General features: G+C 63.7%; 19 protein-coding genes. 15 read left to right on the forward strand and 4 right to left on the reverse strand.

The genetic code is table 11. From position 1 onward, the window contains the following. Positions 1-145 precede the first annotated feature (145 nt). From C8K61_RS20025 to C8K61_RS20040, 4 genes are all read right to left on the reverse strand, one after another. On the reverse strand, positions 146-553 hold the full coding sequence (locus C8K61_RS20025; RefSeq protein WP_108098060.1) for a hypothetical protein: 408 nt from the start codon (positions 551-553) through the stop codon (positions 146-148). A gap of 122 nt (positions 554-675) precedes the next feature. Next, positions 676-987, reverse strand: a complete 312-nt coding sequence (locus C8K61_RS20030; protein WP_108098061.1) for a DUF2892 domain-containing protein — start codon at positions 985-987, stop codon at positions 676-678. 84 nt (positions 988-1,071) lie between these two features. Then, positions 1,072-1,272 carry a hypothetical protein gene (locus C8K61_RS20035; RefSeq protein WP_108098062.1) on the reverse strand — a complete coding sequence of 67 codons (201 nt, stop codon included), beginning with the start codon at positions 1,270-1,272 and terminating at the stop codon, positions 1,072-1,074. Between the two features lie 41 nt (positions 1,273-1,313). Then, the gene (locus tag C8K61_RS20040; protein ID WP_108098063.1) at positions 1,314-1,640 is read right to left on the reverse strand and encodes a hypothetical protein; all 327 of its coding nucleotides are present in this window, start codon (positions 1,638-1,640) and stop codon (positions 1,314-1,316) included. A 238-nt stretch (positions 1,641-1,878) separates the two neighbouring features. Here C8K61_RS20040 and C8K61_RS20045 point away from each other — a divergent pair, with 238 nt between their 5' ends. The 15 genes from C8K61_RS20045 to C8K61_RS20115 all read left to right on the forward strand — a co-directional run bounded on the left by C8K61_RS20045 (position 1,879) and on the right by C8K61_RS20115 (position 21,499). Further along, positions 1,879-3,003, forward strand: a complete 1,125-nt coding sequence (locus C8K61_RS20045) for a mechanosensitive ion channel family protein (protein WP_108098064.1) — start codon at positions 1,879-1,881, stop codon at positions 3,001-3,003. Positions 3,004-3,254: 251 nt separating this feature from the next. Further along, a complete protein-coding gene (gene glgA / locus C8K61_RS20050; RefSeq protein WP_108098065.1) occupies positions 3,255-4,808 on the forward strand; it encodes a glycogen synthase GlgA in 1,554 nt (517 codons plus the stop codon). Beyond that, positions 4,808-6,580 (forward strand): malto-oligosyltrehalose trehalohydrolase, encoded by a 1,773-nt coding sequence (gene treZ / locus C8K61_RS20055; RefSeq protein ID WP_108098066.1) that lies wholly within the window; start codon positions 4,808-4,810, stop codon positions 6,578-6,580. Before glgA ends, treZ begins: the two co-directional genes overlap by 1 nt. Continuing rightward, complete coding sequence (gene malQ, locus C8K61_RS20060) at positions 6,577-8,673, forward strand: 4-alpha-glucanotransferase (protein ID WP_108098067.1); 2,097 nt, start codon at positions 6,577-6,579, stop codon at positions 8,671-8,673. The genes treZ and malQ overlap by 4 nt, the downstream gene beginning before the upstream one ends. Before the next feature lie 4 nt (positions 8,674-8,677). Further along, positions 8,678-11,512: a malto-oligosyltrehalose synthase gene (locus C8K61_RS20065; protein ID WP_108098187.1), complete on the forward strand. Its 2,835-nt coding sequence runs from the start codon at positions 8,678-8,680 to the stop codon at positions 11,510-11,512. Next, the gene (locus C8K61_RS20070; protein WP_108098068.1) at positions 11,509-11,901 is read left to right on the forward strand and encodes a DUF2934 domain-containing protein; all 393 of its coding nucleotides are present in this window, start codon (positions 11,509-11,511) and stop codon (positions 11,899-11,901) included. The genes C8K61_RS20065 and C8K61_RS20070 overlap by 4 nt, the downstream gene beginning before the upstream one ends. Before the next feature lie 48 nt (positions 11,902-11,949). Then, entirely contained in the window at positions 11,950-14,115 is a 2,166-nt protein-coding gene (glgX, locus tag C8K61_RS20075; protein ID WP_108098069.1) for a glycogen debranching protein GlgX, read from the forward strand. A 12-nt stretch (positions 14,116-14,127) separates the two neighbouring features. Beyond that, entirely contained in the window at positions 14,128-15,150 is a 1,023-nt protein-coding gene (locus tag C8K61_RS20080) for an acyl-CoA dehydrogenase (RefSeq protein ID WP_256589495.1), read from the forward strand. Further along, complete coding sequence (locus C8K61_RS20085) at positions 15,147-15,911, forward strand: PIG-L deacetylase family protein (RefSeq protein WP_108098070.1); 765 nt, start codon at positions 15,147-15,149, stop codon at positions 15,909-15,911. The genes C8K61_RS20080 and C8K61_RS20085 overlap by 4 nt, the downstream gene beginning before the upstream one ends. Before the next feature lie 9 nt (positions 15,912-15,920). Further along, complete coding sequence (locus tag C8K61_RS20090; RefSeq protein ID WP_108098071.1) at positions 15,921-16,532, forward strand: class I SAM-dependent methyltransferase; 612 nt, start codon at positions 15,921-15,923, stop codon at positions 16,530-16,532. Next, complete coding sequence (locus tag C8K61_RS20095) at positions 16,529-17,197, forward strand: glycosyltransferase family 2 protein (RefSeq protein WP_108098072.1); 669 nt, start codon at positions 16,529-16,531, stop codon at positions 17,195-17,197. Before C8K61_RS20090 ends, C8K61_RS20095 begins: the two co-directional genes overlap by 4 nt. A gap of 387 nt (positions 17,198-17,584) precedes the next feature. Beyond that, a complete protein-coding gene (locus C8K61_RS20100) occupies positions 17,585-18,505 on the forward strand; it encodes a DUF72 domain-containing protein (protein ID WP_108098073.1) in 921 nt (306 codons plus the stop codon). Then, positions 18,502-19,290, forward strand: a complete 789-nt coding sequence (locus C8K61_RS20105; protein ID WP_108098074.1) for an endonuclease/exonuclease/phosphatase family protein — start codon at positions 18,502-18,504, stop codon at positions 19,288-19,290. Before C8K61_RS20100 ends, C8K61_RS20105 begins: the two co-directional genes overlap by 4 nt. After that, the gene (gene clsB / locus C8K61_RS20110; RefSeq protein ID WP_108098075.1) at positions 19,287-20,525 is read left to right on the forward strand and encodes a cardiolipin synthase ClsB; all 1,239 of its coding nucleotides are present in this window, start codon (positions 19,287-19,289) and stop codon (positions 20,523-20,525) included. The genes C8K61_RS20105 and clsB overlap by 4 nt, the downstream gene beginning before the upstream one ends. Next, positions 20,522-21,499 carry a lysylphosphatidylglycerol synthase domain-containing protein gene (locus C8K61_RS20115; RefSeq protein ID WP_108098076.1) on the forward strand — a complete coding sequence of 326 codons (978 nt, stop codon included), beginning with the start codon at positions 20,522-20,524 and terminating at the stop codon, positions 21,497-21,499. The genes clsB and C8K61_RS20115 overlap by 4 nt, the downstream gene beginning before the upstream one ends. The last annotated feature ends 37 nt before the right edge of the window (positions 21,500-21,536 follow it).

The raw sequence follows: 21,536 nt of genomic DNA on the forward strand, positions 1-21,536 counted from the left end.
AAGCGGCAAGGAACCGGTAATCCGTTTACCGAGGCCGTTTAGCATGCAGCGCTCACCCGAGCTTTCCCGCCGGCTGGGTTGCAGGGGTTTCGAGGAAGAGTCTGTTTATCTCACCGCCAACGAGAAGTTACTGCTGTCAGAGTACTCACCACCCCCCATTAATCTGCTCCGTCAACGGCATCGGCTCCGCCAGTTTGAAATTCCGCACGCCAATGCTGGCTTTCTGTGGGCAGTAGAGCGCGCGGCAGAAATCGCCGATGTCTTCGGCCACCAGGCGGTCGGCTTGGGCGGAGAGGCGCAGCACGCATTGGCTGCCTGCTTCCTGGTAGAGGTACACGCCGGGGCTTTGTTTTTGCGCCACGCCGCGGGCGCGGCATAGCAGTTGGTCGCGACTGGCGGCGCGCAGGGAGAACTTGAGGGTGCCGTCGAGCAGGTTGATCACTTCGATGCTGTCTTCGCCATTCGCCCGACGGCCATCGGGTATCTCCAGCCAGTCGGCCTGAACAGGCAATACACACAGCATCAGCAACGCAACAACGCACTTGGGGTACATGGTGAATATTCCTGAAGGCAGGTCATCAGCCTAGCAGTGCGTGGCCTGCACGCCTGCTCAAGGCAAAACGCCGACGCCCCTGGAAGGGGCGCCGGCGTTTTTGCCTGGCGGTGGCAAGCGGTCTATTTGCTCTTTTTCGCCCCGGCAGCGTGCAAGGCGGCCAGTTGATCGGCCGCCGCTTGGAGCTTGGCTTTGACCGCCAGCAATTCTTCCTGGCGTTCGGCAATTACCCGTTTGGCCGGGCAGCGGCCGGTAAGCCCACGCAGCAGGACCACACTGCCGAGGGCGGCGCGCACAGTGCCGAGCAAGCCGCCATGGCGCAAGCCGGTGCCGACCATGGCCACGCCGCTGGTGATGCAGATCGCGCGTTCCCAGCCATGCACATTTTGCGGATGAGCTTCGAGTTCTCGAGCCAACGCTTCGAAAGCGACCATCACGTTCTCCTTAATTGCTTGGGCTTATTTGCTTGGGGCTATACAACCGACCGGCTGCCGCCACGAGCGTTCAGTCTTTCGCCCTTAACGTGCATCCTGCGGCTGCGGCAGTTCCGGGTTTTCGGTCGGCTCACCACGGGGCAGTTCCGGCGGTACATCATCCGGAACTTCCGGCGGCTGCTCGTCCGGCACCTGGGCATACAGCTCGGGCAGGCAGACGACAAACTCTTCGCCTGCCAGGCGATCACTGAAAAAACTCTCCAACACTTTAGTCGATGCGTTCATGTCTGCCTCCTGGCTTGGCTCGCTGAAGATTGGGCGGTGGCTCAGAGCGAAATCCGCCGACGGTTGAACAGGCTCTGCATGGCCCGCAGGCTCAGTTCCTGGCCGCTGTAAGTGGGAAGCTTGTGCGCCGTGCAATGCACGCTGTTGCCGCTCAGGGCGTTATCGCGGATCAGCACTTCGCGCTTCAGGCTGAGGATCTCGTCGTTGGCAGCCGCCTGGCTGTAGACGGTCTTGCCGGCGATGACTTTGATCAACGCCTGGTTGCCGGCGCTTTTCAGCGCCAGCACAAAGGTGCCATCCGGGCGTGGTTGCAGCGACACGTCGTGGCCGGGAAAGGCGGATACATAGAGATCGGTAAGTGGTTGCATGGTCTGCTCCTGATGCGGTCGGTGAGGCACGGAGCTGAAATTGCAAGATGACTGCCAAGCCTGATTAAAACATTTATCTCTTATTTATCAGTCACTTATAAAACATCGTGATCTCGCCGCGATGGCAATCTGCACGAACCACCCAGATGGCCATCATGCAAATTGCATCGCCCACCGTCTGAACCCCCTAGCCCTGCCCCGGTCACTTAACAAGGTTTCAACGTTCGGGGCACCGCCTATGTTCGACGACTTTCGCAGCCACCTACCGGTGGCGGAGCTGAAAACACTGCTGGCCGCCGCCATCACCGTACTGGTGTTGATGATCGCCTCGCGCCTGCTCACCAAGGTGCTGCAGCGCCTGGCCAAGCCGGTGCCGTTTCTGCGCGAGCTGGTGGCGCAGTTGCGCCAGCCGGTGTGCCTGTTGCTGCCACTGCTAGGCCTGCAAACGGTGTGGACCGCCGCCGACGACAGCCTGATGCTGATCAGCGCCCTGCGACACGTCACCACCCTGGCGATCATTGCCGCCTTCACCTGGCTGGGCCTGCGCGCGGTCGCGGCGGTGCAGGAGATGATCCTCATCCACCACCCGGTGGACATCGCCGACAACCTGCGCGCACGGCGTATCCAGACCCAGACCCGGGTACTGGTGCGCACCCTGAGTTTTTTCGTGCTGCTGTTTGGCCTGGCTACCATGCTGATGACCTTCCCCAGCGCCCGCCAATTTGGCGGCAGCTTGCTGGCCTCGGCCGGGGTCGCCGGGCTGGCAGTGGGTTTTGCCGCCAAGCCGGTGCTGGGCAACCTGATCGCCGGCTTGCAAATTGCCATCACCCAACCAATTCGCCTGGACGACGTGGTGATCGTCGAAAACGAATGGGGACGGATCGAGGAAATCACCGGCACCTACGTGGTGGTGCGGATCTGGGACGACCGCCGGCTGATCGTGCCGCTGCAATGGTTTATCGAAAACCCGTTCCAGAACTGGACGCGGGTCACCTCCTCGCTGATCGGCGCGATCACCTTCTGGGTCGACTACGCCATCCCCCTGGAGCCGCTGCGCAAAGAGCTCGACCGCCTGCTGCAGGAAGTGCCGCAGCTGTGGGACGGGCGCGTCAGCGTGCTGCAAGTGGTGGAAACCAGCGACCGCGCCATCCAGCTACGGGTGCTGGTCAGCTCGCGCGATTCCTCCAGTGGCTGGGACCTGCGCTGCTATATCCGCGAGAACCTGATCACCTTCATCAGCCACAAACACCCGCAATGCCTGCCGCAACTGCGCGCCGCCTTCCAGACCAGCCCCACCACCGAAGCGGTCAACCCGCACCGCCACGAACCGATTGCCGAACCGGAACGCCAGCCACCGGTTTGATGCTCCACGAGCAGCCAAGCAGGCCTTGCGCCATCTGCACTGGCCGCTTGGAGGGCGGGAAAAAAAGTAGAAACTTTTTCGCCGACCGGCCAGTCAGCACTTAGGTAGGGGCAACGACCTGTTTGTGATAGGGCCAATCCACTCCAACACACCTGAAGTCGTATTGGCCCGGCCAATGCGGGGAGACATTTACGCGGCTGACTAAGCGAAACGAGCGCCGGCCACCAGCGGCGGCGCCATGGGAGGAACGTATGGGAACTGCAATAGCGATGGAACGGCTAGACAACTTCGCTTCGATTGCCACGCCAAAGGCTCAACCACCTGTGGACAGCCACAAACCGCAAACGCTGAACCCCAGCAAGAAAAAAATCCTCTTCGTCACCTCCGAGCTGGCGGACCTGATCAAGGTTGGCGGCTTGGGCGATGTGTCGGCGGCGCTGCCCCGCGCCCTCTCCGGCCAACACGATATCCGCGTGCTGATCCCCGGCTACCCGCAGGTGCTGGAAAGCGGTCACCCCATGCGTGTGGTCGGACAGATTCGCGGCCATGCCGCCCTGCCACCGTGCCGGATCGGCCGTATGGAACTGCCGGACGGCCTGATCGTATACGTGCTGATCAGCCCCGAACTGTACGAGCGTGCCGGCACCCCTTATGGCGACGAGAACAGCCGCGACTGGCCGGACAACCACATCCGCTTCGCCCGCCTGGGCCTGGCTGCTGCCGATATTGCCGCCGCCAACGCTGGCATGAGCTGGTGCCCGGACCTGGTCCACGCCAACGACTGGCCCACCGCGCTGACCCCGGCCTACATGAAATGGCAGAAGCAGACCACGCCCTCCGTGTTCACCATTCACAACCTTGCCTACCAGGGCATGATCGACTCGCATTGCAGCCCCGAACTCGGCCTGCCGCCTGAAGCCTCAGGCCAGGAAGGCATGGAGTTCTACGGCCAGTTGTCGCTGCTCAAAGCCGGCATCACCTACGCCGACCACATCACCACCGTCAGCCACACCTATGCCGAAGAAATCACCACCGAGGCCTTTGGCTGCGGCATGCAAGGCATGCTTCAGGCGAAAACCCATGAAGGCCACCTCAGCGGCATCACCAACGGCATCGACGAAAGCTGGGACCCGCGCACCGACCCGCACCTGGTGGCCAAATTCAGCCTGCACAACATGGACGGCAAGCGCGCCAACGCGGCGTATGTGGAGCAACTGTTCAACCTCGAGGCCGACGACGGCCCGCTGTTTGCCGTGGTCTCGCGCCTGGTCCAGCAAAAAGGCATCGACCTGACCCTGGAAGTGGTCGACACCATCGTTCAGGGCGGCGGGCGCCTGGCCATCATTGGCCGCGGCGAACCGGAGCTGGAACAAGCGGTGGTGGAAATGGCCAAACGGTATCCCGGCCGCGTCGGGGTGCGCATCGGCTTCAACGAAACGGACGCCCGGCGCATGTTCGCCGGCAGTGACTTCCTGCTCATGCCCTCTCGTTTCGAACCCTGCGGCCTTAGTCAAATGTACGCCCAGCGGTTCGGCTCGCTACCCATCGCGCGCAAGACCGGCGGCCTGGCCGACACCATTGAAGACGGCGTCACCGGCTTCCTGTTCCGCCGCGCCACCCGCGACAGCTATGTCGACGCCGTGCAACGCGCCCTCAATGTGTTCCAGTACCCCGAACTGCTGCACGCCATGCGCTGCCGGGCCATGGCCTCGCCGCTGTACTGGAAACAGTCGGTGGAGCCCTACGACCGTCTGTACAAAGAACTGCTGCAACAACACGCCGGCCGCGCGCGAGGTTACTACTGATGCCTATGCCGACCTCACGGCCGGCACATGGCGCCCTGCACCTAGACGAGGGCACTACGCATTTCTCCCTCTGGGCTCCTAGCGCCAACAGCGTCGAGGTGGTGTTTGCTGACGGCAATACCCACGCGCTGAAACCGGAGCCCGGCGGCTGGTTTCGCCGTGAGCTGCCCTGCCCGCTGGGCGGCGCCTATGCCTTCCGCATAGACGATGGCCAGCAGGTGCCCGACCCGGCCTCGCGTGCGCAGCAAGATTCCGTGCACGGCTTCAGCCTGGTCACCGCACCCACTTCCTACGCCTGGCAACACAGTGACTGGCGCGGCCGTCCCTGGCACGAAACGGTGCTCTACGAAGTGCATGTCGGCCTGCTCGGCGGCTATGCCGGCGTCGAACGGCAACTGGAAGGTTTGCGCGAGCTGGGCATCACCGCCATCGAACTGATGCCACTGGGGCAATTCCCCGGCGAGCGCAATTGGGGCTACGACGGCGTGTTGCCTTTCGCCCCGCACAACGGCTACGGCAGCCCGGACGAGTTGCGCCACCTGATCGACACCGCCCACGGCTTGGGCCTGATGGTGTTTATCGACGTGGTCTACAACCACTTTGGCCCGGACGGCAATTACCTCGGCCTGTACGCCAAGGATTTCTTTCGCGACGACATCAGCACGCCATGGGGCCCGGCCATCGATTTTCGCCAGCCCGCCGTGCGCGACTTTTTTATTGAGAACGCCCTGATGTGGGTGCACGACTATCAGGTCGACGGCCTGCGGTTCGACGCCGTGCATGCCATCAGCGAAAAAGACTTTCTGATCGAAATGGCCCAGCGCCTGCGCGCCAGCGTGCCGCTTGAGCGGCACCTGCACCTGGTGCTCGAAAACGAAGACAACAGCGCCGAACTGCTGCAAGCCGGTTTCGATGCGCAGTGGAACGATGACGGCCACAACGCCCTGCACGTGCTGCTCACCGACGAGCACGAAGGCTACTACCAGGACTACGCCCAGCAGCCCACTGAAAAACTTGCCCGTTGCCTGCAACAGGGGTTCGTCTACCAGGGCCAGACCAACCGCCACGGTAATGCCCGTGGTGAACCCAGCGGCCACCTGCCGCCCACCGCCTTCGTGCTGTTTTTGCAGAACCACGACCAGGTCGGCAACCGCGCTTTCGGCGAACGCCTGACCTGCCTCACCGACCCCGACGCGCTGAAAGCCGCCACCGTGCTGTTACTGCTGTCGCCGATGATTCCGCTGCTGTTCATGGGCGAGGAATGGGGTTCGCGGCAGGCCTTTCTGTTCTTCACCGATCACCATGACGAGCTCGGCATAGCGGTGCGCGACGGCCGCCGCAATGAGTTCCGCGAGTTCGCCGTGTTTCAGGACAGCGCCATCCGCGACAGCATTCCCGACCCCAACAAGCTCGGCACCTTCAACAGCTCGTTGCCTGACTACGCCCCTGAGATCGACCCCACCCACCAGGCCTGGCGCATCTACTACCGCAAGCTGCTGGAGCTGCGCCAGCAACTGATCGTGCCGCGCCTGCCCGGCAGCCACGCCGGCCATGTCCAGGTGCTGGCCAAGAAAGCCGTGAGCGCAGCCTGGACCCTGGCCGATGGCAGCAAGCTGCGCATTGACCTCAACCTCAGCGATCAACCCGTTACCGCTCCGCCGCTGGGCTCTGCGGCGCGGGTGGTGTTTGGCAACCGCATTGACCTGCACGCCGCGCAACAGGGATTACGCGGCCCCTTCAGCGCACTGGCATCTATCGAGGAAAGCGCATGAGCGACGAGCAACTGGCCAGCCTGTCGAGCGCGGCGGGCCTGAGTGTCGATTGGCTGGACGCCAATGGACGGCCGCAACGGGTAAGTGTCGAGTCCCAGCGCGCGCTGGTGGAAAGTCTCGGCTATGCCGCCCAGAGCCCGCAGCAGATCGCCGCCAGCCTCGCCCACCTGGAACATGAACACCATTCCCGCGAATTGCCGCCGCTGCTCACCCACGAGCTGCACCGGCCGCTGTCACTGGCCAGCGAATTTGCCAGCGACACCCACTACCAGCTTGAGCTGGAAGACGGCCGGCGCATCGACGGCCGCCTGGATGGCAATGCCTGCCTGCATGCCATCGAGCACTGCGGCTACCACCGCCTGCACATTGCTGACCGTGAGCTGACCGTCGCCGTAGCGCCGCCCGCATGCCTCAGCGTGGAAGAACTCACCGACGGCCAGCGCCGGCATATCTGGGGCCTGACCGCGCAGTTGTATTCCCTGCGCCGCCCCGGCGATGGCGGCCTGGGCGATATGCAAGCGCTCGCCGACCTCGCCCGCAGCGCCGCCCAGCACGGCGCCGACGCCCTGGCCATCAGCCCGGTGCACGCCATGTTCAGCGCCTGGCCGGGGCAGTACAGCCCCTACTCACCCTCCAGCCGTCTGTTGTTCAACAGCCTGCATGCCGCCCCGGACGTGTTGCTCGGCGAGGCGGCGGTCAACGATGCGTTACAGATCTGTGGCCTGCAAGGCAGCCTCAAACAACTGGAAAGCCTCGATCTGGTCGACTGGCCTGGCGTCACCGACAGCCGCCAACGCTTACTGCGTCAGCTGTACCGCAGCTTCCGCGACCAGCACAACGCCTTGACCCCGGACTTCGACAAATTCTTGCTCAAGGGCGGCGATGCGCTGCTGCTGCACTGCCGCTTCGAGGCGCTGCAAGGTTTTATGGTGCGCCACGGTATGCCCGGCGACTGGCGCACCTGGCCCGAGCACTACCGCGACCCCAACCATGCCAACGTCGACCTGTTCGCCAGCGACCATGCGTTGGAAGTGGGCTACCACGCCTTCTGCCAATGGCTGATCGCCCGTGGCCTGGACCGTGCTCAGGCGGCAGCTTTGGGCTCGGGCATGAAGATCGGCCTGATCGCCGACCTCGCCGTCGGCGCTGACGGGGCCGGCAGCCAGGCCTGGGCGCGCCAGGACGAACTGCTGCAAAGCCTCACCGTCGGCGCGCCGCCGGACATCCTCAACCGTCAGGGCCAGAGCTGGGGCATTTCCGCGTTCTCGCCAGACGGCCTGCGCCGCCACGGTTACCGCGCCTTTATCGAAATGCTGCAAGCCAACCTGGCGCATGTTGGCGGCGTACGCATCGACCATGTGATGGGCCTCAAACGCCTGTGGGTGATTCCTCAGGGTGCCCCCGCGCAAGCCGGCGCTTACCTCAATTACCCGCTGCAGGATCTGCTGCGCCTGGTGGCCCTGGAGTCGTGGCGTAACCGCGCGCTGGTGATCGGCGAAGACCTCGGTACCGTGCCCGAAGGCCTGCGCGAAGAGCTGGCGCAGCGGCGTTTGCTGGGCATGCGCGTGCTCCTGTTCGAACAGCGCGACGGCGGTTTTATTCCGGCGCCGTTCTGGCCCGACGACGCCCTGGCGACCACCACCACCCACGACCTGCCAACCCTGCACGGCTGGATGCAAGGCCGTGATATCGAGTGGCGTGAACAGGCCGGGCACAGCACCCGCGAGCACAGTGTCGACGACCACAACCATCGTCAGTGGGAAAAACACTGCCTGCAAAAAGCCCTGCAGGACTGCGCCCTGCTGCCGATCCGCGACAACAGCATCACCGAACAGCTGGATGCCAGCGTGTCCTTCCTCGGCAGCACCCCGGCGCCCCTGGTGTTGCTGCCACTGGAAGACGCCATGGGTGAGTTCGAACAACCCAACCTGCCCGGCCCCGGCGACACCCACCCGAACTGGCGGCGGCGCTGGCCGATCAACGCCAAAGACATGCTCGAACGGCCCGAACCCAGCCAGCGTTTGCAGCGCCTGGACCAGGCCCGCCGAGCCCGCGACCACTTGGCACCGTTAGTGAGGACGCACCATGAGTAAGCCACTGCGCCCCCTTACCGCCACCGTGCGTCTGCAGTTCCACAAGGACTTCACCCTCAATGACGCGGTACCCCTGGTGAGCTACTTCGCGGCCCTGGGCATCAGCCATATTTACGCCTCGCCGATTCTCAAGGCGCGGCCCGGCTCCACCCATGGCTACGACGTGGTCGACCCCACCTGCATCAACCCCGAACTGGGCGGTGAAGCGGCACTGCAACGCCTGGTGCAGGAGCTGCGCGGCCATGGCATGGGCCTGATTCTGGACATCGTCTCCAACCACATGGCCGTCGGCGGTGACGCCAACCCCTGGTGGCTGGACGTGCTGGAATGGGGCCCCACCAGCCCCTTCGCGAACTTCTTCGATATTCAGTGGCGCTCCCACGACCCGCTGATGGTCGGCCAACTGTTGGTGCCGTTCCTGCGCAGCGACTATGGCGAAGTGCTGGCCGCTGGCGAAATCCTCCTCAAGTTCGACGCCGACACCGGCAGCCTCTACGCCCAGCATTACGAACACCGTTTCCCGCTCAGCCCTCCTACCTACGCCGACGTCCTGAGAACCAGCGACGAACCGACCCTGCAAGCCTTTGCCGCCCGCTTCGAAAGCCTCGACGTCGACCCGCTGGCCTGGCACAGCGCCCGGCAGATCCGCACTGAATTGGCGGAGGTGGTGCAGGTGCCAGAAGTGGGCTTGGCCCTGGCCGATGCCCTCAGCCATTTTGAAGTGGTGGCCGGCGCCCTCGACGATGAAGGCAGCCTGGATAAGCACGCCTTCAACAACCTGCACCAGTTGCTCGAACGCCAGCACTACCGCCTGGCCAGCTGGCGCACGGCGGCAGACGACATCAACTGGCGGCGCTTCTTTGATATCAACGAACTGGGCGGCCTGCGGGTAGAACGCAACCGGGTGTTCGAAGCCACCCACAGCAAGATCTTCCAGCTGATTCAGCAAGGCCTGGTGGACGGCCTGCGTATCGACCATGTCGACGGCCTGGCCAACCCCGGCAGCTACTGCCGCAAGCTTCGCCGGCGGGTCAATGGTTTGCTGAGCAAACGCCCGCAGGCACTGGCCAATCAGCCTTTCCCCATCTACGTGGAAAAAATCCTCGGCGCTGGCGAAACGCTCCCCGGCAACTGGTCGGTGGATGGCACCACCGGTTACGAGTTTATGAACGAGGTGTCGCAGCTGCAGCACGACCCCATCGGCCAACTGCAGTTGGCGGCCTTGTGGGAAGAGCGCAGCGGACGTACAGCCAACTTTATGGACGAGGTGCGCGAGGCACGTTTGCTGGTGCTGAACGGCACGTTGGCCGGCGACCTTGAAGCGCTCGCCCAAGGCTTGCTGTTGGTCGCCCGCGACGATATCGCCACCCGCGACCTGACCCTGGGCTCCATCCGCCGCGCGCTGCTGGAGCTAATCGTGCACTTCCCGGTGTACCGCACCTATGCCGGCGGCCACGGGCGCTCGGCGCAAGACCAGCTGTTTTTCCACCAGGCTTTGCAAGCTGCCCATGGCAGCCTCGGTGAAGCTGACTGGCCATTGCTCGGCTACCTCGACCGCTGGCTCGGTGGCCAGGCCCTGCGCCAACTGCCGCCAGGCCCGGCCCGCAAACAGCGGCAAAAACTGCTCACCCGCTTCCAGCAACTGACCTCACCGGCGGCCGCCAAAGCCGTGGAAGACACCGCCTGCTACCGCAGCGCCGTGCTGCTGTCGCGCAATGACGTGGGCTTCGATCCGCAGCACTTCAGCCTGCCCGCGGCCGAGGTGCAGGCCACCTGGCAACGCCGCGGCGAACAGTTGCCGGACAACCTGCTGACCACCGCCACCCACGACCACAAACGTGGCGAAGACACCCGCGCACGCCTGGCCGTACTCAGTGAACGCTCCACTTGGCTGGTGGAACGCATCGACAGCTGGTGGCGCCTCGCCGCGCCGCTGCGCCATGAGCTGGCCGATGGCATTGCGCCGAGCCCCGGCGATGAACTGATGCTCTACCAGACCCTGCTCGGCAGTTGGCCCCTGGGCCTGGCAGCGGACGATGCCAGCGGCCTCGACACCTACCTGCAACGCCTGCTCGGCTGGCAGGAAAAAGCCCTGCGCGAAGCCAAATTGCGTAGCAGTTGGAGCGCCAATAACGAAGCCTATGAGGGCGCCTGCCGACGCTTTGTGCAGCAGCTGCTGCAAAGCCCGGACGCTGCGCAATTGCGCAGCGAGATTGCTGCTGGCGCCGCCTCCCTGGCGCCGGCCGGCGCGCTCAACAGCCTGGCGCAAAGCCTGTTGCGCATGACCACGCCTGGCGTGCCGGATCTGTACCAGGGCAATGAGTTCTGGGACTTCAGCCTGGTCGACCCGGACAATCGCCGCCCGGTGGATTTTGTCGCCCGCCAGGCCGCTCTCAATCAGCCGCGCCCCATCGCCGAACTGCTTACCCAGTGGCCCAACGGCCAGCTCAAACAGTGGCTGATCCAGCGCACCCTGGGCCTGCGCTGCGAGCAGCCGCAGGTGTTCGCCCGGGGTCAGCATGTGCCCCTTGAAGTGGTCGGCAGCCAGGCCGAGCGCGTGCTGGCCTTTGCCCGTTTTGTCGACGACGAACGTTTTGTCATCGTGGTGCTACCGCGTCTGGCAACGCCCTTGCTTGGCGACACTGCTATTCCGCTGATTGCCACCAGCGCCTGGGGCGACACCCAGTTGCGCCTGCCGCCGCACCTCAGCCACCACTCGCTGATCAGCGCCTTTACCACCAGCAGCCATACCCCGGTGGACGGTCGCCTCGACCTCGCCCAGTTATTGCGGGACTTCCCGGTCAATTTGTTACACCCCTTCCAGGAGCCACGGCCATGAGCATCGATGAAAAACGCGTGAGTGAATTCGCCTTCCAGATCTGGGAATCCGAAGGCAAGCCCGAGGGCCAGGCCGAACGTCATTGGCAGATGGCAATCAAGTTGGCTGAGTCCGAAGCCGGCGTGCCTGCCAGCAAACGCAGCGTGAAAGGCAAAACCCTGGTCGCGCCTAACCCGGCAATTCCGGCGGCAAAAAAACCGGCCAAAGCGGAAAAACCTGCACTGCTGGAACCCAAACCGACCAAGCCAGCCGCGAAAAAGCCAGCCGCCAAACCGGCCGCGCCAAAGGCCAGCACGCCACCAAAACCAACCGCGGGCAAACCGACCAAGCCCACCGCGAGCAAACCCGTCGCGCCAAAAAAACCGGCGGCCAAGGCACCCAAGGCCTGAGTCAGAAACAGTCGACATTAACTCGCTTTAACCGAAGGAATCGTCACCATGACCAAGCCGCATAAAACGCCGAAATCGGCACCGCAAGTCGTGCGGCAATCGCGCATCTCCGAAGGCCACCCGTTTCCTCTGGGCGCCACCTGGGATGGCCTGGGGGTGAACTTTGCGCTGTTCTCCGCACACGCCACCAAGGTCGAGTTGTGCCTGTTCGACAGCACCGGGGAAACCGAGCTGGAACGCATCGTACTGCCCGAATACAGCGACGAAATCTGGCACGGTTACCTGCCCGACGCCCACCCGGGGCAGATTTACGGTTACCGGGTGTACGGCCCCTACGAGCCCTCGGCCGGGCACCGCTTCAACCCCAACAAGCTGCTGATCGACCCCTACGCCAAGCAACTGGTGGGCAAGCTCAAATGGTCCGAGTCGCTGTTTGGCTACACCATCGGCCACAAAGACGCTGACCTCAGTTTCGACAAACGCGATAGCGCCAAATTTGTGCCCAAAAGCAAGGTCATCGACCCCGCCTTCACCTGGGGCGAGCGCCCCAATGTGCGGGTGCCATGGGACAGCACCATCATCTACGAAGCCCATGTGCGCGGCACCAGCATGCGCCACCCGGCAGTGGCCGAAAACCTGCGCGGCACCTACGCCGGCTTGATGAACCCGGACCTGCTGCAACACATCAAAAAGCTCGGCGTTTCCAGTATCGAACTGCTGCCCGTGCACGGTTTTGTCGACGACAAACACCTGCTGGAAAAGGGCATGAACAATTACTGGGGCTACAACAGCATTGCCTTCTTCGCGCCCCACGCCGGCTACTCCGCCAGCGGCCATATCAACGAGTTCAAAGAGATGGTCGCGCACCTGCATGACGCCGGCCTGGAGCTGATTCTCGACGTGGTCTACAACCACACCGCCGAGGGCAACGAACTGGGCCCGACCTTGAGCATGCGCGGCATCGACAACGCCAGTTACTACCGCCTACTGCCCAGCGACAAACGCCACTACATCAACGACTCCGGCACTGGCAACACCCTGGACTTGAGCCACCCTTGCGTGCTGCAGATGGTCACCGACTCGCTGCGTTACTGGGCCACGGAAATGCGCGTGGACGGCTTTCGTTTCGACCTGGCGACCATCCTCGGCCGCTACGCCGATGGCTTCGACGAGCGCCACAGCTTTCTCGTCGCCTGCCGCCAGGACCCGGTACTGAGCAAGACCAAACTGATCGCCGAACCCTGGGACTGCGGCCCCGGTGGCTACCAGGTGGGTGGTTTTCCGCCGGGCTGGGTGGAGTGGAACGACCGCTACCGCGATAACGTGCGTGCCTTCTGGCGTGGCGACGAAGGCCAGGTGGCCGAACTGGCCAGCCGCCTCACCGCCTCCGGTGACCTGTTCAACCAGCGCGGCCGCCGGCCGTTCGCCTCGGTGAACTTCATCACCGCCCACGACGGCTTCACCCTGCGCGACGTGGTGTCTTACGACCACAAGCACAATGAAGCCAACGGCGAAGACAACCGCGACGGCAACGACAACAACATCTCCTGGAACCACGGCGCCGAAGGGCCCACCGACGACCCGGAAATCCGCAGCCTGCGCCTGCGCCAGATGCGCAATATGCTCGCCACCCTGCTGCTGTCCCAAGGCACGCCAATGCTGGTAGCCGGCGACGAATTCAGCCGCACCCAGCACGGCAACAACAACGTTTATTGCCAGGACAACGAGACCGGTTGGGTCGACTGGGATCTGGATGACGAAGGCAAGAGCCTGCTGGAGTTCACCCGCCGGGTGATCGGCCTGCGCAAGGCGTTTCCGATCCTGCGCCGGGGGCGTTTCCTAGTCGGCCAGTACAACGAGGAGTTGGGGGTCAAGGACGTTACCTGGCTGTCGCCGTGCGGCAACGAGATGACCCCGGAGCAATGGGAAGACCCGCACGCCCGCTGCCTGGGCATGCTGATGGACGGCCGCGCCCAGCCCACCGGCATCCGCCGCAAAGGCGCCGATGCCACCTTGCTGCTGATCCTCAACTCCCACAGTGACGTGGTCAATTTCACCCTGCCGCCAGTGACCGGCGGCACAGGATGGACCTGCCTGCTCGATAGCAACCGGCCGGAGGACAACAGCAAGGAAGCGTTCGAATTCGACGCCGAATTCACCGTCACCGGCCGCTCGCTCCTGCTGTTCGAGCTACAGCGCGACACCCGCGCATGAGGAGCACCCCGCATGGAACGCCATTACAGCGATGCCGATCTGCAGGCCTTTCTCGCCGCGCTCAGTACTCCGGTACGCCAACCGGGCGAGGTACTGCGCCAGCTGGTTGAACAGGGCCTGGACCGTCTGCCCTACCCGGCCGGCGGCGCCACCCTGCAGCGCTGGCGAGGGCTGGCCAAGGTAGCAGCGGCCGACCTCAGCCTGTGCAAACTCTACGAAGGCCACACCGACGCCTTGGCGATCATTGCCGAAGTGCAAGCCGACTACGCCATGCCCGCCGACAGTACCTGGGGCATGTGGGCAGCTGAACCGCCGCAAGCCAAAGTGCAGATCAACGCCCGCACTTCGGCCAAGGATGTGCGCCTGGATGGTCTCAAGGCCTGGTGCTCGGGGGCCAAGGAAATCAGCCATGCACTGCTCACCTGTTGGGATGAAGAAGGCCAACAGCAATTGGTCGCCGTCGCCCTGCAGCAACCGGGCATCGACGTCACCGACAGGGGCTGGCACGCGGTGGGCATGGCGGCGACCAAAAGCGTGGAAGTGCGCTTCGATCAAGCTCGTGGTCATCTGATCGGGCCGCCTGGTTCCTACCTCAAACGCCCGGGCTTCTGGCAAGGCGGTGGGGGCATCGGCGCCTGTTGGTTCGGCGCCGCCCAAGCGCTGGGCGAGGCGCTGCGCGCGCACTGCCACAAACGGGATGAACCCCATGCACGGGCTCATCTTGGCGCGCTGGATACGGCCTTGAGTGGCGCTGCCGACAGTCTACGGGCCGGCGCCGCGTGGATCGACGCACACCCTTACGCCGATGCCGAACGCCTGGTTCGTCGCCTGCGCAGCCAGTGCGAATTCGCCGCCGCGCAGGCCATTGAACACGTCGGCCGCGCGCTCGGCGCAGCCCCGTATTGTCGCGATGAAAAATTTGCCCAACTGCTGGCAGACCTGCCTGTCTACGTTAGACAGAGCCATGCAGAACGCGACCTGGCCGCTCAGGGTGAGCGGGTTGCCGATGAACCAGAAGGAAGCTGGATGTTATGAAACCGAACCTGATCAATAGCCAACTCATCGGCACCCCGTTGCAGGCCTGGAATCACTCCCGGCGCCTGAGCGACGTGCAGCCGATCGAACTGCAGCAACTGCTACCCGCTGGTGCCCGCGCCGTGGTTGTCGCGCCCCATCCGGACGACGAGATCCTCGGCTGTGGCGGCTTGATGCAACTGCTCGGGCAACAGCAGATCCCCATGCTGCTGGTATCGGTCACCGCTGGCACTGCCAGCAACCTCGGCTCGCATTACTGGACCCCGCAACGCCTGAGCATCGCCCGCCCGCTGGAAAGCGCTCAGGCGTTGCGCCGCCTGGGTCTGGACCAAAGCCAATACAAATGGCTGCACAGCGGTCTGCCCGACACCCAAGTGCACCTGTTCGAAGAGGAGCTGACCCAATTCCTGCTCAGCTACCTGCTACCCAACGACGTGCTGTTCACCACCTGGCGCAGCGACGGCCACAGCGACCACGAAGCCACCGCCCGCGCCTGCCTGGCCGCCAGCCAACAGCTTGGCGTGCCGCTGTGTGAAGTGCCGATTTGGGCCTGGCATTGGGCCGACCCGGAAGACTCGCGCATCCCCTGGGAGCGCGCGCGCAAGCTGCACCTCGACACCTGGACGCAAGCGCGTAAACGCCACGCCATTCAGGCCTTCGCCAGCCAGATTCATCCCGACCCGCAAGCCGACCTGCCGCCGGTGCTACCGGCCTGTGCGCTGGAGCGCTTGCAGCAACCTTTTGAACTGCTGTTTGTGTGAGGGCCAGCCATGAGCGTGGCAGATAGCTACTTCGAAGGGATGTTCCGCGCCGATGCCGACCCCTGGGCCATGCGCACCCGCTGGTATGAACGGCGCAAACGCTACCTGAGCCTCGCCAGCCTGCCGCAACGCCGCTATGCCAGCGTACTGGAACTGGGTTGCGCCAACGGCGAACTGAGCGCACGCCTGGCCGCCCGCAGCGATCAGTTGCTGTGCTGCGACACCTCCCCCACAGCCCTGGACCTGGCCCGCAGCCGCCTGCAAGCACGACCCAACGTGCAGTTCTGGCAAGGTCGGCTGCCCAAGGAATGGCCGCCGGGCAAATTCGACCTGATCGTGTTCAGCGAACTGGGCTACTACCTGGACAGCAACGACCTGACGCAACTGATTGTCAGCATGCGCTACGCCCTCAACCCCGGCGGCACCGTGCTCGCCTGTCACTGGCGGCCGGCTATCGATGGTTGCCCGCACACCGGCGACCAAGTGCACCACGAACTGCACCACCTACTACGCATGCCGCGCCTGGTCTGGCACCAGGAAGCCGATTTACTGCTGGAGGTGTGGTGCGAAAACCCCACCTCGGTAGCCGAACAAGAAGGCCTGATCAGGAGAGCAACATGATTGGTGTGATCATTCCGGTACACAACGAAGAAATCCTCCTCGGCAACTGCCTGGTGGCCATGCAACGGGCCGCCGCCCACCCGCAGCTCGACGGTGAGACGGTGCATATTCTGGTGGTACTCGATAGCTGCACCGACGCCTCGGCGCAAATCGCCCTGGCCCATGGCGTGGCGACCATCGCCGTCGACGCTCGCAATGTCGGCGAAGCCCGCGCCCAGGGCGTGCGTCTGCTGGTCGACCAGGGCGCGCGCTGGCTGGCCTGCACGGACGCCGACAGCCAAGTGGCTGAAGATTGGTTGGTGGCGCAGCTGCAGCAAGGCACTGACGTGGTTTGCGGGACCGTGCAGATCAGCGACTGGGGCGATATACCGGATGAGGTCCAGGCTGAATACCAGGGCCGCTACCATAACGGCGATGGGCATCGACATATCCACGGCGCCAACCTCGGTTTTAGCGCTCAGGCCTATATTCGCGCAGGTGGGTTTCAGCCGTTGGTGGTGGATGAGGACGTGCAACTGGTTGCCCGCTTCCAGCAAAGCGGCGCCAGTATTGCCTGGACGGCGCTGCCGCAGGTGACCACTAGCGCGCGGTTGGATGTGCGGATGGTCGGCGGGTTTGCGGATTACTTGCGGACGTTGACGGGGGGGCAGCAGGTACCGGTTTAAGAGCGCCAGGCGATCTTTTGGCGAGCGTCGATAGTCTTCTTTATCAACGGCCCCTCACCCCAACCCTCTCGCCTGCCCGGCCGGCCTAGCGGGAGAGGGAGCTAACCGAGTGGGATGACGGCCCTACGTCACCCCTCTCCCGCGCGCGGGAGAGGGGCTGGGGGTGAGGGGGCTTTGATCTGGCTGTTGATCTTGATCCGCCTGCCTCATTGGCAAAGCCCGACTGCAGGCGCCCCGCCTCCCGGCAAATAACCTGAACTGCCCCCCTACCCCCTCAGTCGGAACTATTACCAGGCGCCACCCCGCGCCACCGCTTATCCGACTGGGAGGACCACGCATGACCGCAACCCTGGTAACCCCTACCCCACACCGAAAGCAGCACTGACCATGGCCGCCATTCGAATCGGGATATCCGGCTGGCGTTACGGGCCATGGCGCGGCGAGTTCTACCCCAAGGGCCTGGTGCAGCGCAACGAGCTGAAGTTCGCCTCACGAGCGGTCAACAGCATCGAAATCAACGGCTCGTTCTATGCCCTGCAAACCCCCGAGCGCTATCGCGGCTGGGCGGCCGACACGCCTGACGATTTCGTTTTCAGCATCAAAGCGCCACGCCTGATCACCCATATCAAACGCCTGCGCGACATCGAAAAACCCATGGCCAATTTTTTTGCCTCCGGGCTGGGCCAGTTGGAGGGGCGGCTGGGGCCGATCCTCTGGCAGTTCCCGCCAAGCTTCAAGTTCGACGCGGCGCTGATTGAGGCGTTTTTCCAGCAGTTGCCCACCACTCACCGTGCGGCCAAAACCTTGGCCAGCCACAGCGATGAGCGCCGCCACCTGGAGGGCTACCTCGACTGGCCAGGCAAACAACCGCTGCGCCACGCCATGGAAATCCGCCACGAAAGCTTCGTTGATGAGGCCTTCGTCGAGCTGTTGCGCCAATACAAAGTGGCCCTGGTGGTGGCCGATGCGGCGAAGAAATGGCCCTACGCTGAAGACCTCACCAGCGACTTCGTCTACATGCGCCTGCATGGCGACAAGAAGCTCTACAGCAGCGGCTATTCGGCGCCGGCGCTCAAGCGATGGCATGAGCGCATCGACGCCTGGAGTCACGGTAAACAACCCGTTGATGCCCACCTGATCGCCCCCGAAAGCAAGCCCAGCCACGCCTCCCGGGATGTGTATTGCTATTTCGACAACGACGTAAAAGTACGCGCGCCGTTCGATGCCCGTGCGCTGTTGCAGTCGTTCGACCTCACCCAGGCGCTGGCCACTTGCCCTGGCGTTCTACCGCAAGGAATCAACTTATGAGTACCGTCACCTCCGTGCCCCTGCCGGTCAACCAACTGCGCCCGGCCGTGCACAGCCTGCGCATTCTCACGGTGAACATGCACAAGGGTTTCACCGTGTTCAATCGGCGGTTCATCCTGCCGGAGCTGCGCGACGCGGTGCGTACGATGGAGGCTGATCTGGTGTTTCTGCAAGAGGTGCACGGCACCCACCAGACCCACGCCAAGCGCTACAGCAACTGGCCGCCAACGCCGCAGTACGAGTTCCTCGCCGACAGCATGTGGCCGCAGTTCGCCTATGGCCGCAACGCGGTGTACCCGGACGGTGACCATGGCAACGCGCTGCTGTCGAAATTCCCCATCCTGCGCCACGACAACCTCGACGTGTCGGTCGGCGTCCACGAACAACGCGGCCTGTTGCACAGCGTGCTGGACGTGCCGGGCCACCGCGAAGTGCATGCCATCTGCGTGCACCTGGGCCTGCGCGAAGTGCACCGGCAAAAGCAGTTGCAACTGCTCTGCAGCCTGCTCGACAGCCTGCCGCAGGACGCGCCGGTAATCGTCGCTGGCGACTTCAACGACTGGCGCCTGCGCGCCGATGCCGTGCTGGTCGGCGCCGGCATGCAAGAAGTGTTTATGCAGCATTACGGCATGCCCGCACGCAGCTTCCCGGCGCGCTGGCCGCTGCTGTGTCTGGACCGTATTTATATCCGCAACGCCAGCAGCCACGAGCCGCAGGTGTTGTCGACCCGACCCTGGTCGCATCTGTCCGACCATGCGCCGCTGGCCGTGGAGATTCGCCTATGAAGTACGAGTGGCGTGAAGGCAACGAGGTGCAACTACTGATCAATGGCGAGGAGTTTTTCCCGCGGGTGTTTGCCAGCATCCAGGCAGCGCGCAAGGAGGTGCTGCTGGAGACCTTCATCATCTACGAAGACAAAGTCGGCCAGCAGTTGCAGCAGGTGCTGATTGCCGCCGCCAAACGCGGTGTGCACGTGGAAGTGACGGTGGACGGCTATGGCACCGCCGATCTCGGCGCGCCCTATGTGGCGGCGCTGACCGACGCCGGGGTGAAGCTCAATACCTTCGACCCGCGGCCGAAAATCATGGGGCTGCGCACCAATCTGTTTCGCCGCTTGCACCGCAAGATAGTGGTGGTCGATGCAGAGATCGCCTTTGTCGGCGGCATCAACTTCTGCGCCGATCACCTGGCCGACTTTGGCCCCATGGCCAAGCAGGATTACGCCGTGCAAGTGCGCGGTCCGATTGTCACCGACGTGCACCGCGCCGCCCTCGAGTTGCTCGCCGTGCGCCGCGGTGAACGGCCGGAGAAGCAACCGTTGTCGCCGGCCAATCACTTTCGCGGCAATGTGCGCATGCGCATGGCGCTGCGTGACAACGACCAATACCCGGACTGCATCGAGAGCGAGTACATGCAGGCCATCCGTTCGGCCAACTACCGCCTGGTGGTGGCCAACGCCTACTTCTTTCCCGGCTACCGGCTGCTGCGCGAACTGCGCAACGCGGCGCGCCGTGGGGTGAAAGTGACCCTGGTGATGCAAGGCATGCCGGACATGCCGCTGGTGCGCCTGTGCACGCGCCTGCTCTACAACTACCTGCTGCGAGACGGCGTGGTGATTCACGAATACTGCCAGCGCCCTCTGCACGGCAAGGTGGCGCTGGTGGACCATGAATGGGCCACCGTCGGCTCAAGCAACCTCGACCCGCTGAGCCTGTCGTTGAACCTGGAAGCCAACCTGATCATCCGCGATCACGCCTTCAATCAGCAGCTGTACAACCACCTCACCGACCTGGGCGCCAACAAGTGCAAAAAGGTCACCCTGGAACGGGTGATGCGCGGCTACTGGTGGCGAGCGCCGATCATCTTTCTGACCTTCCACTTTCTGCGTCACTTCCCCGCTATCGCCGGCTGGTTTCCGGCCCACTCGCCGCGGCTGAAACCGCTGACCGTGGCCGATGCACAGGGCGTGGTCGAAGAACCCACTGGCAGCGTGCACTGCAACGTCGAGGAAAGCCGATGAGCGTCAACAGCGCCACCGCCGAGCAAGACCAACCGCAAGCGGCCTGGAAAGTCTGGGGCAAACGCCTGCTGAATATTTTCTTCTTCTGCCTGGTGCCGGTGCTGTTGTACCTGCTGGTGAAAAACCTCAACTGGCAGGAAGTGAAAACTGCCCTGCACGCCTACAGCGCGCAGACCCTGCTCCTGGCCCTGGCCGCCAGCGCCGCCAGCTATGCGGTGTACAGCTGCTTCGACCTGATCGGCAGCCACTACACCGAGCACAAACTGCCGGCGCGCCAGACCATCCCGGTGACCTTCGTCTGCTACGCCTTCAATCTCAACCTCAGCTCGTGGGTCGGCGGCATCGCCATGCGTTATCGCCTGTACTCACGCCTGGGCCTCGACGTGCCGACCATCACCAAAGTGATCAGCATCAGCCTGCTGACCAACTGGCTGGGCTACATCCTGCTAGCCGGCGGGGTATTTTCCCTGCGCCTGGTGGACCTGCCCGAGCACTGGAAAATCGGTGAAACCACCCTGCAATACATCGGCTTCGGCCTGCTGGTGGCGGCCTTCGTCTACCTGTTCGCGTGCAAATTCAGCAAGCGCCGCAACTGGCACTTCGGTAAACAGGAAATCACCCTGCCGAGCCTGCGCATGGCCTCGGCGCAGATCGTGCTGGGCACGCTGAACTGGGGATTGATGGCAGCGATGATCTTTATTCTGCTGCCGGACAAGGTGTCCTACTGGGACATTCTCGGCATCCTGCTGATCAGCAGCATCGCCGGGGTGATCACCCATATCCCAGCCGGGCTCGGGGTGCTCGAAGCGGTGTTTATCGCCCTGCTGCAGCACTCAGTGGCCAAGGGCAATATCGTCGCGGCGTTGATTGGCTACCGAGTGATTTACTTCCTGCTGCCGCTGGCCGTGGCGGTGGTGGTGTACCTGATCCTGGAAAAACGCGCGAAGCATATTCGGACGTCGCAGGATGAGTGAGCGACCCTGAAAAGCATCGCGGCTGAAGCCGCTCCTA

This window comes from Pseudomonas sp. GV071, assembly GCF_003050835.1.
Classification (GTDB): domain Bacteria; phylum Pseudomonadota; class Gammaproteobacteria; order Pseudomonadales; family Pseudomonadaceae; genus Aquipseudomonas.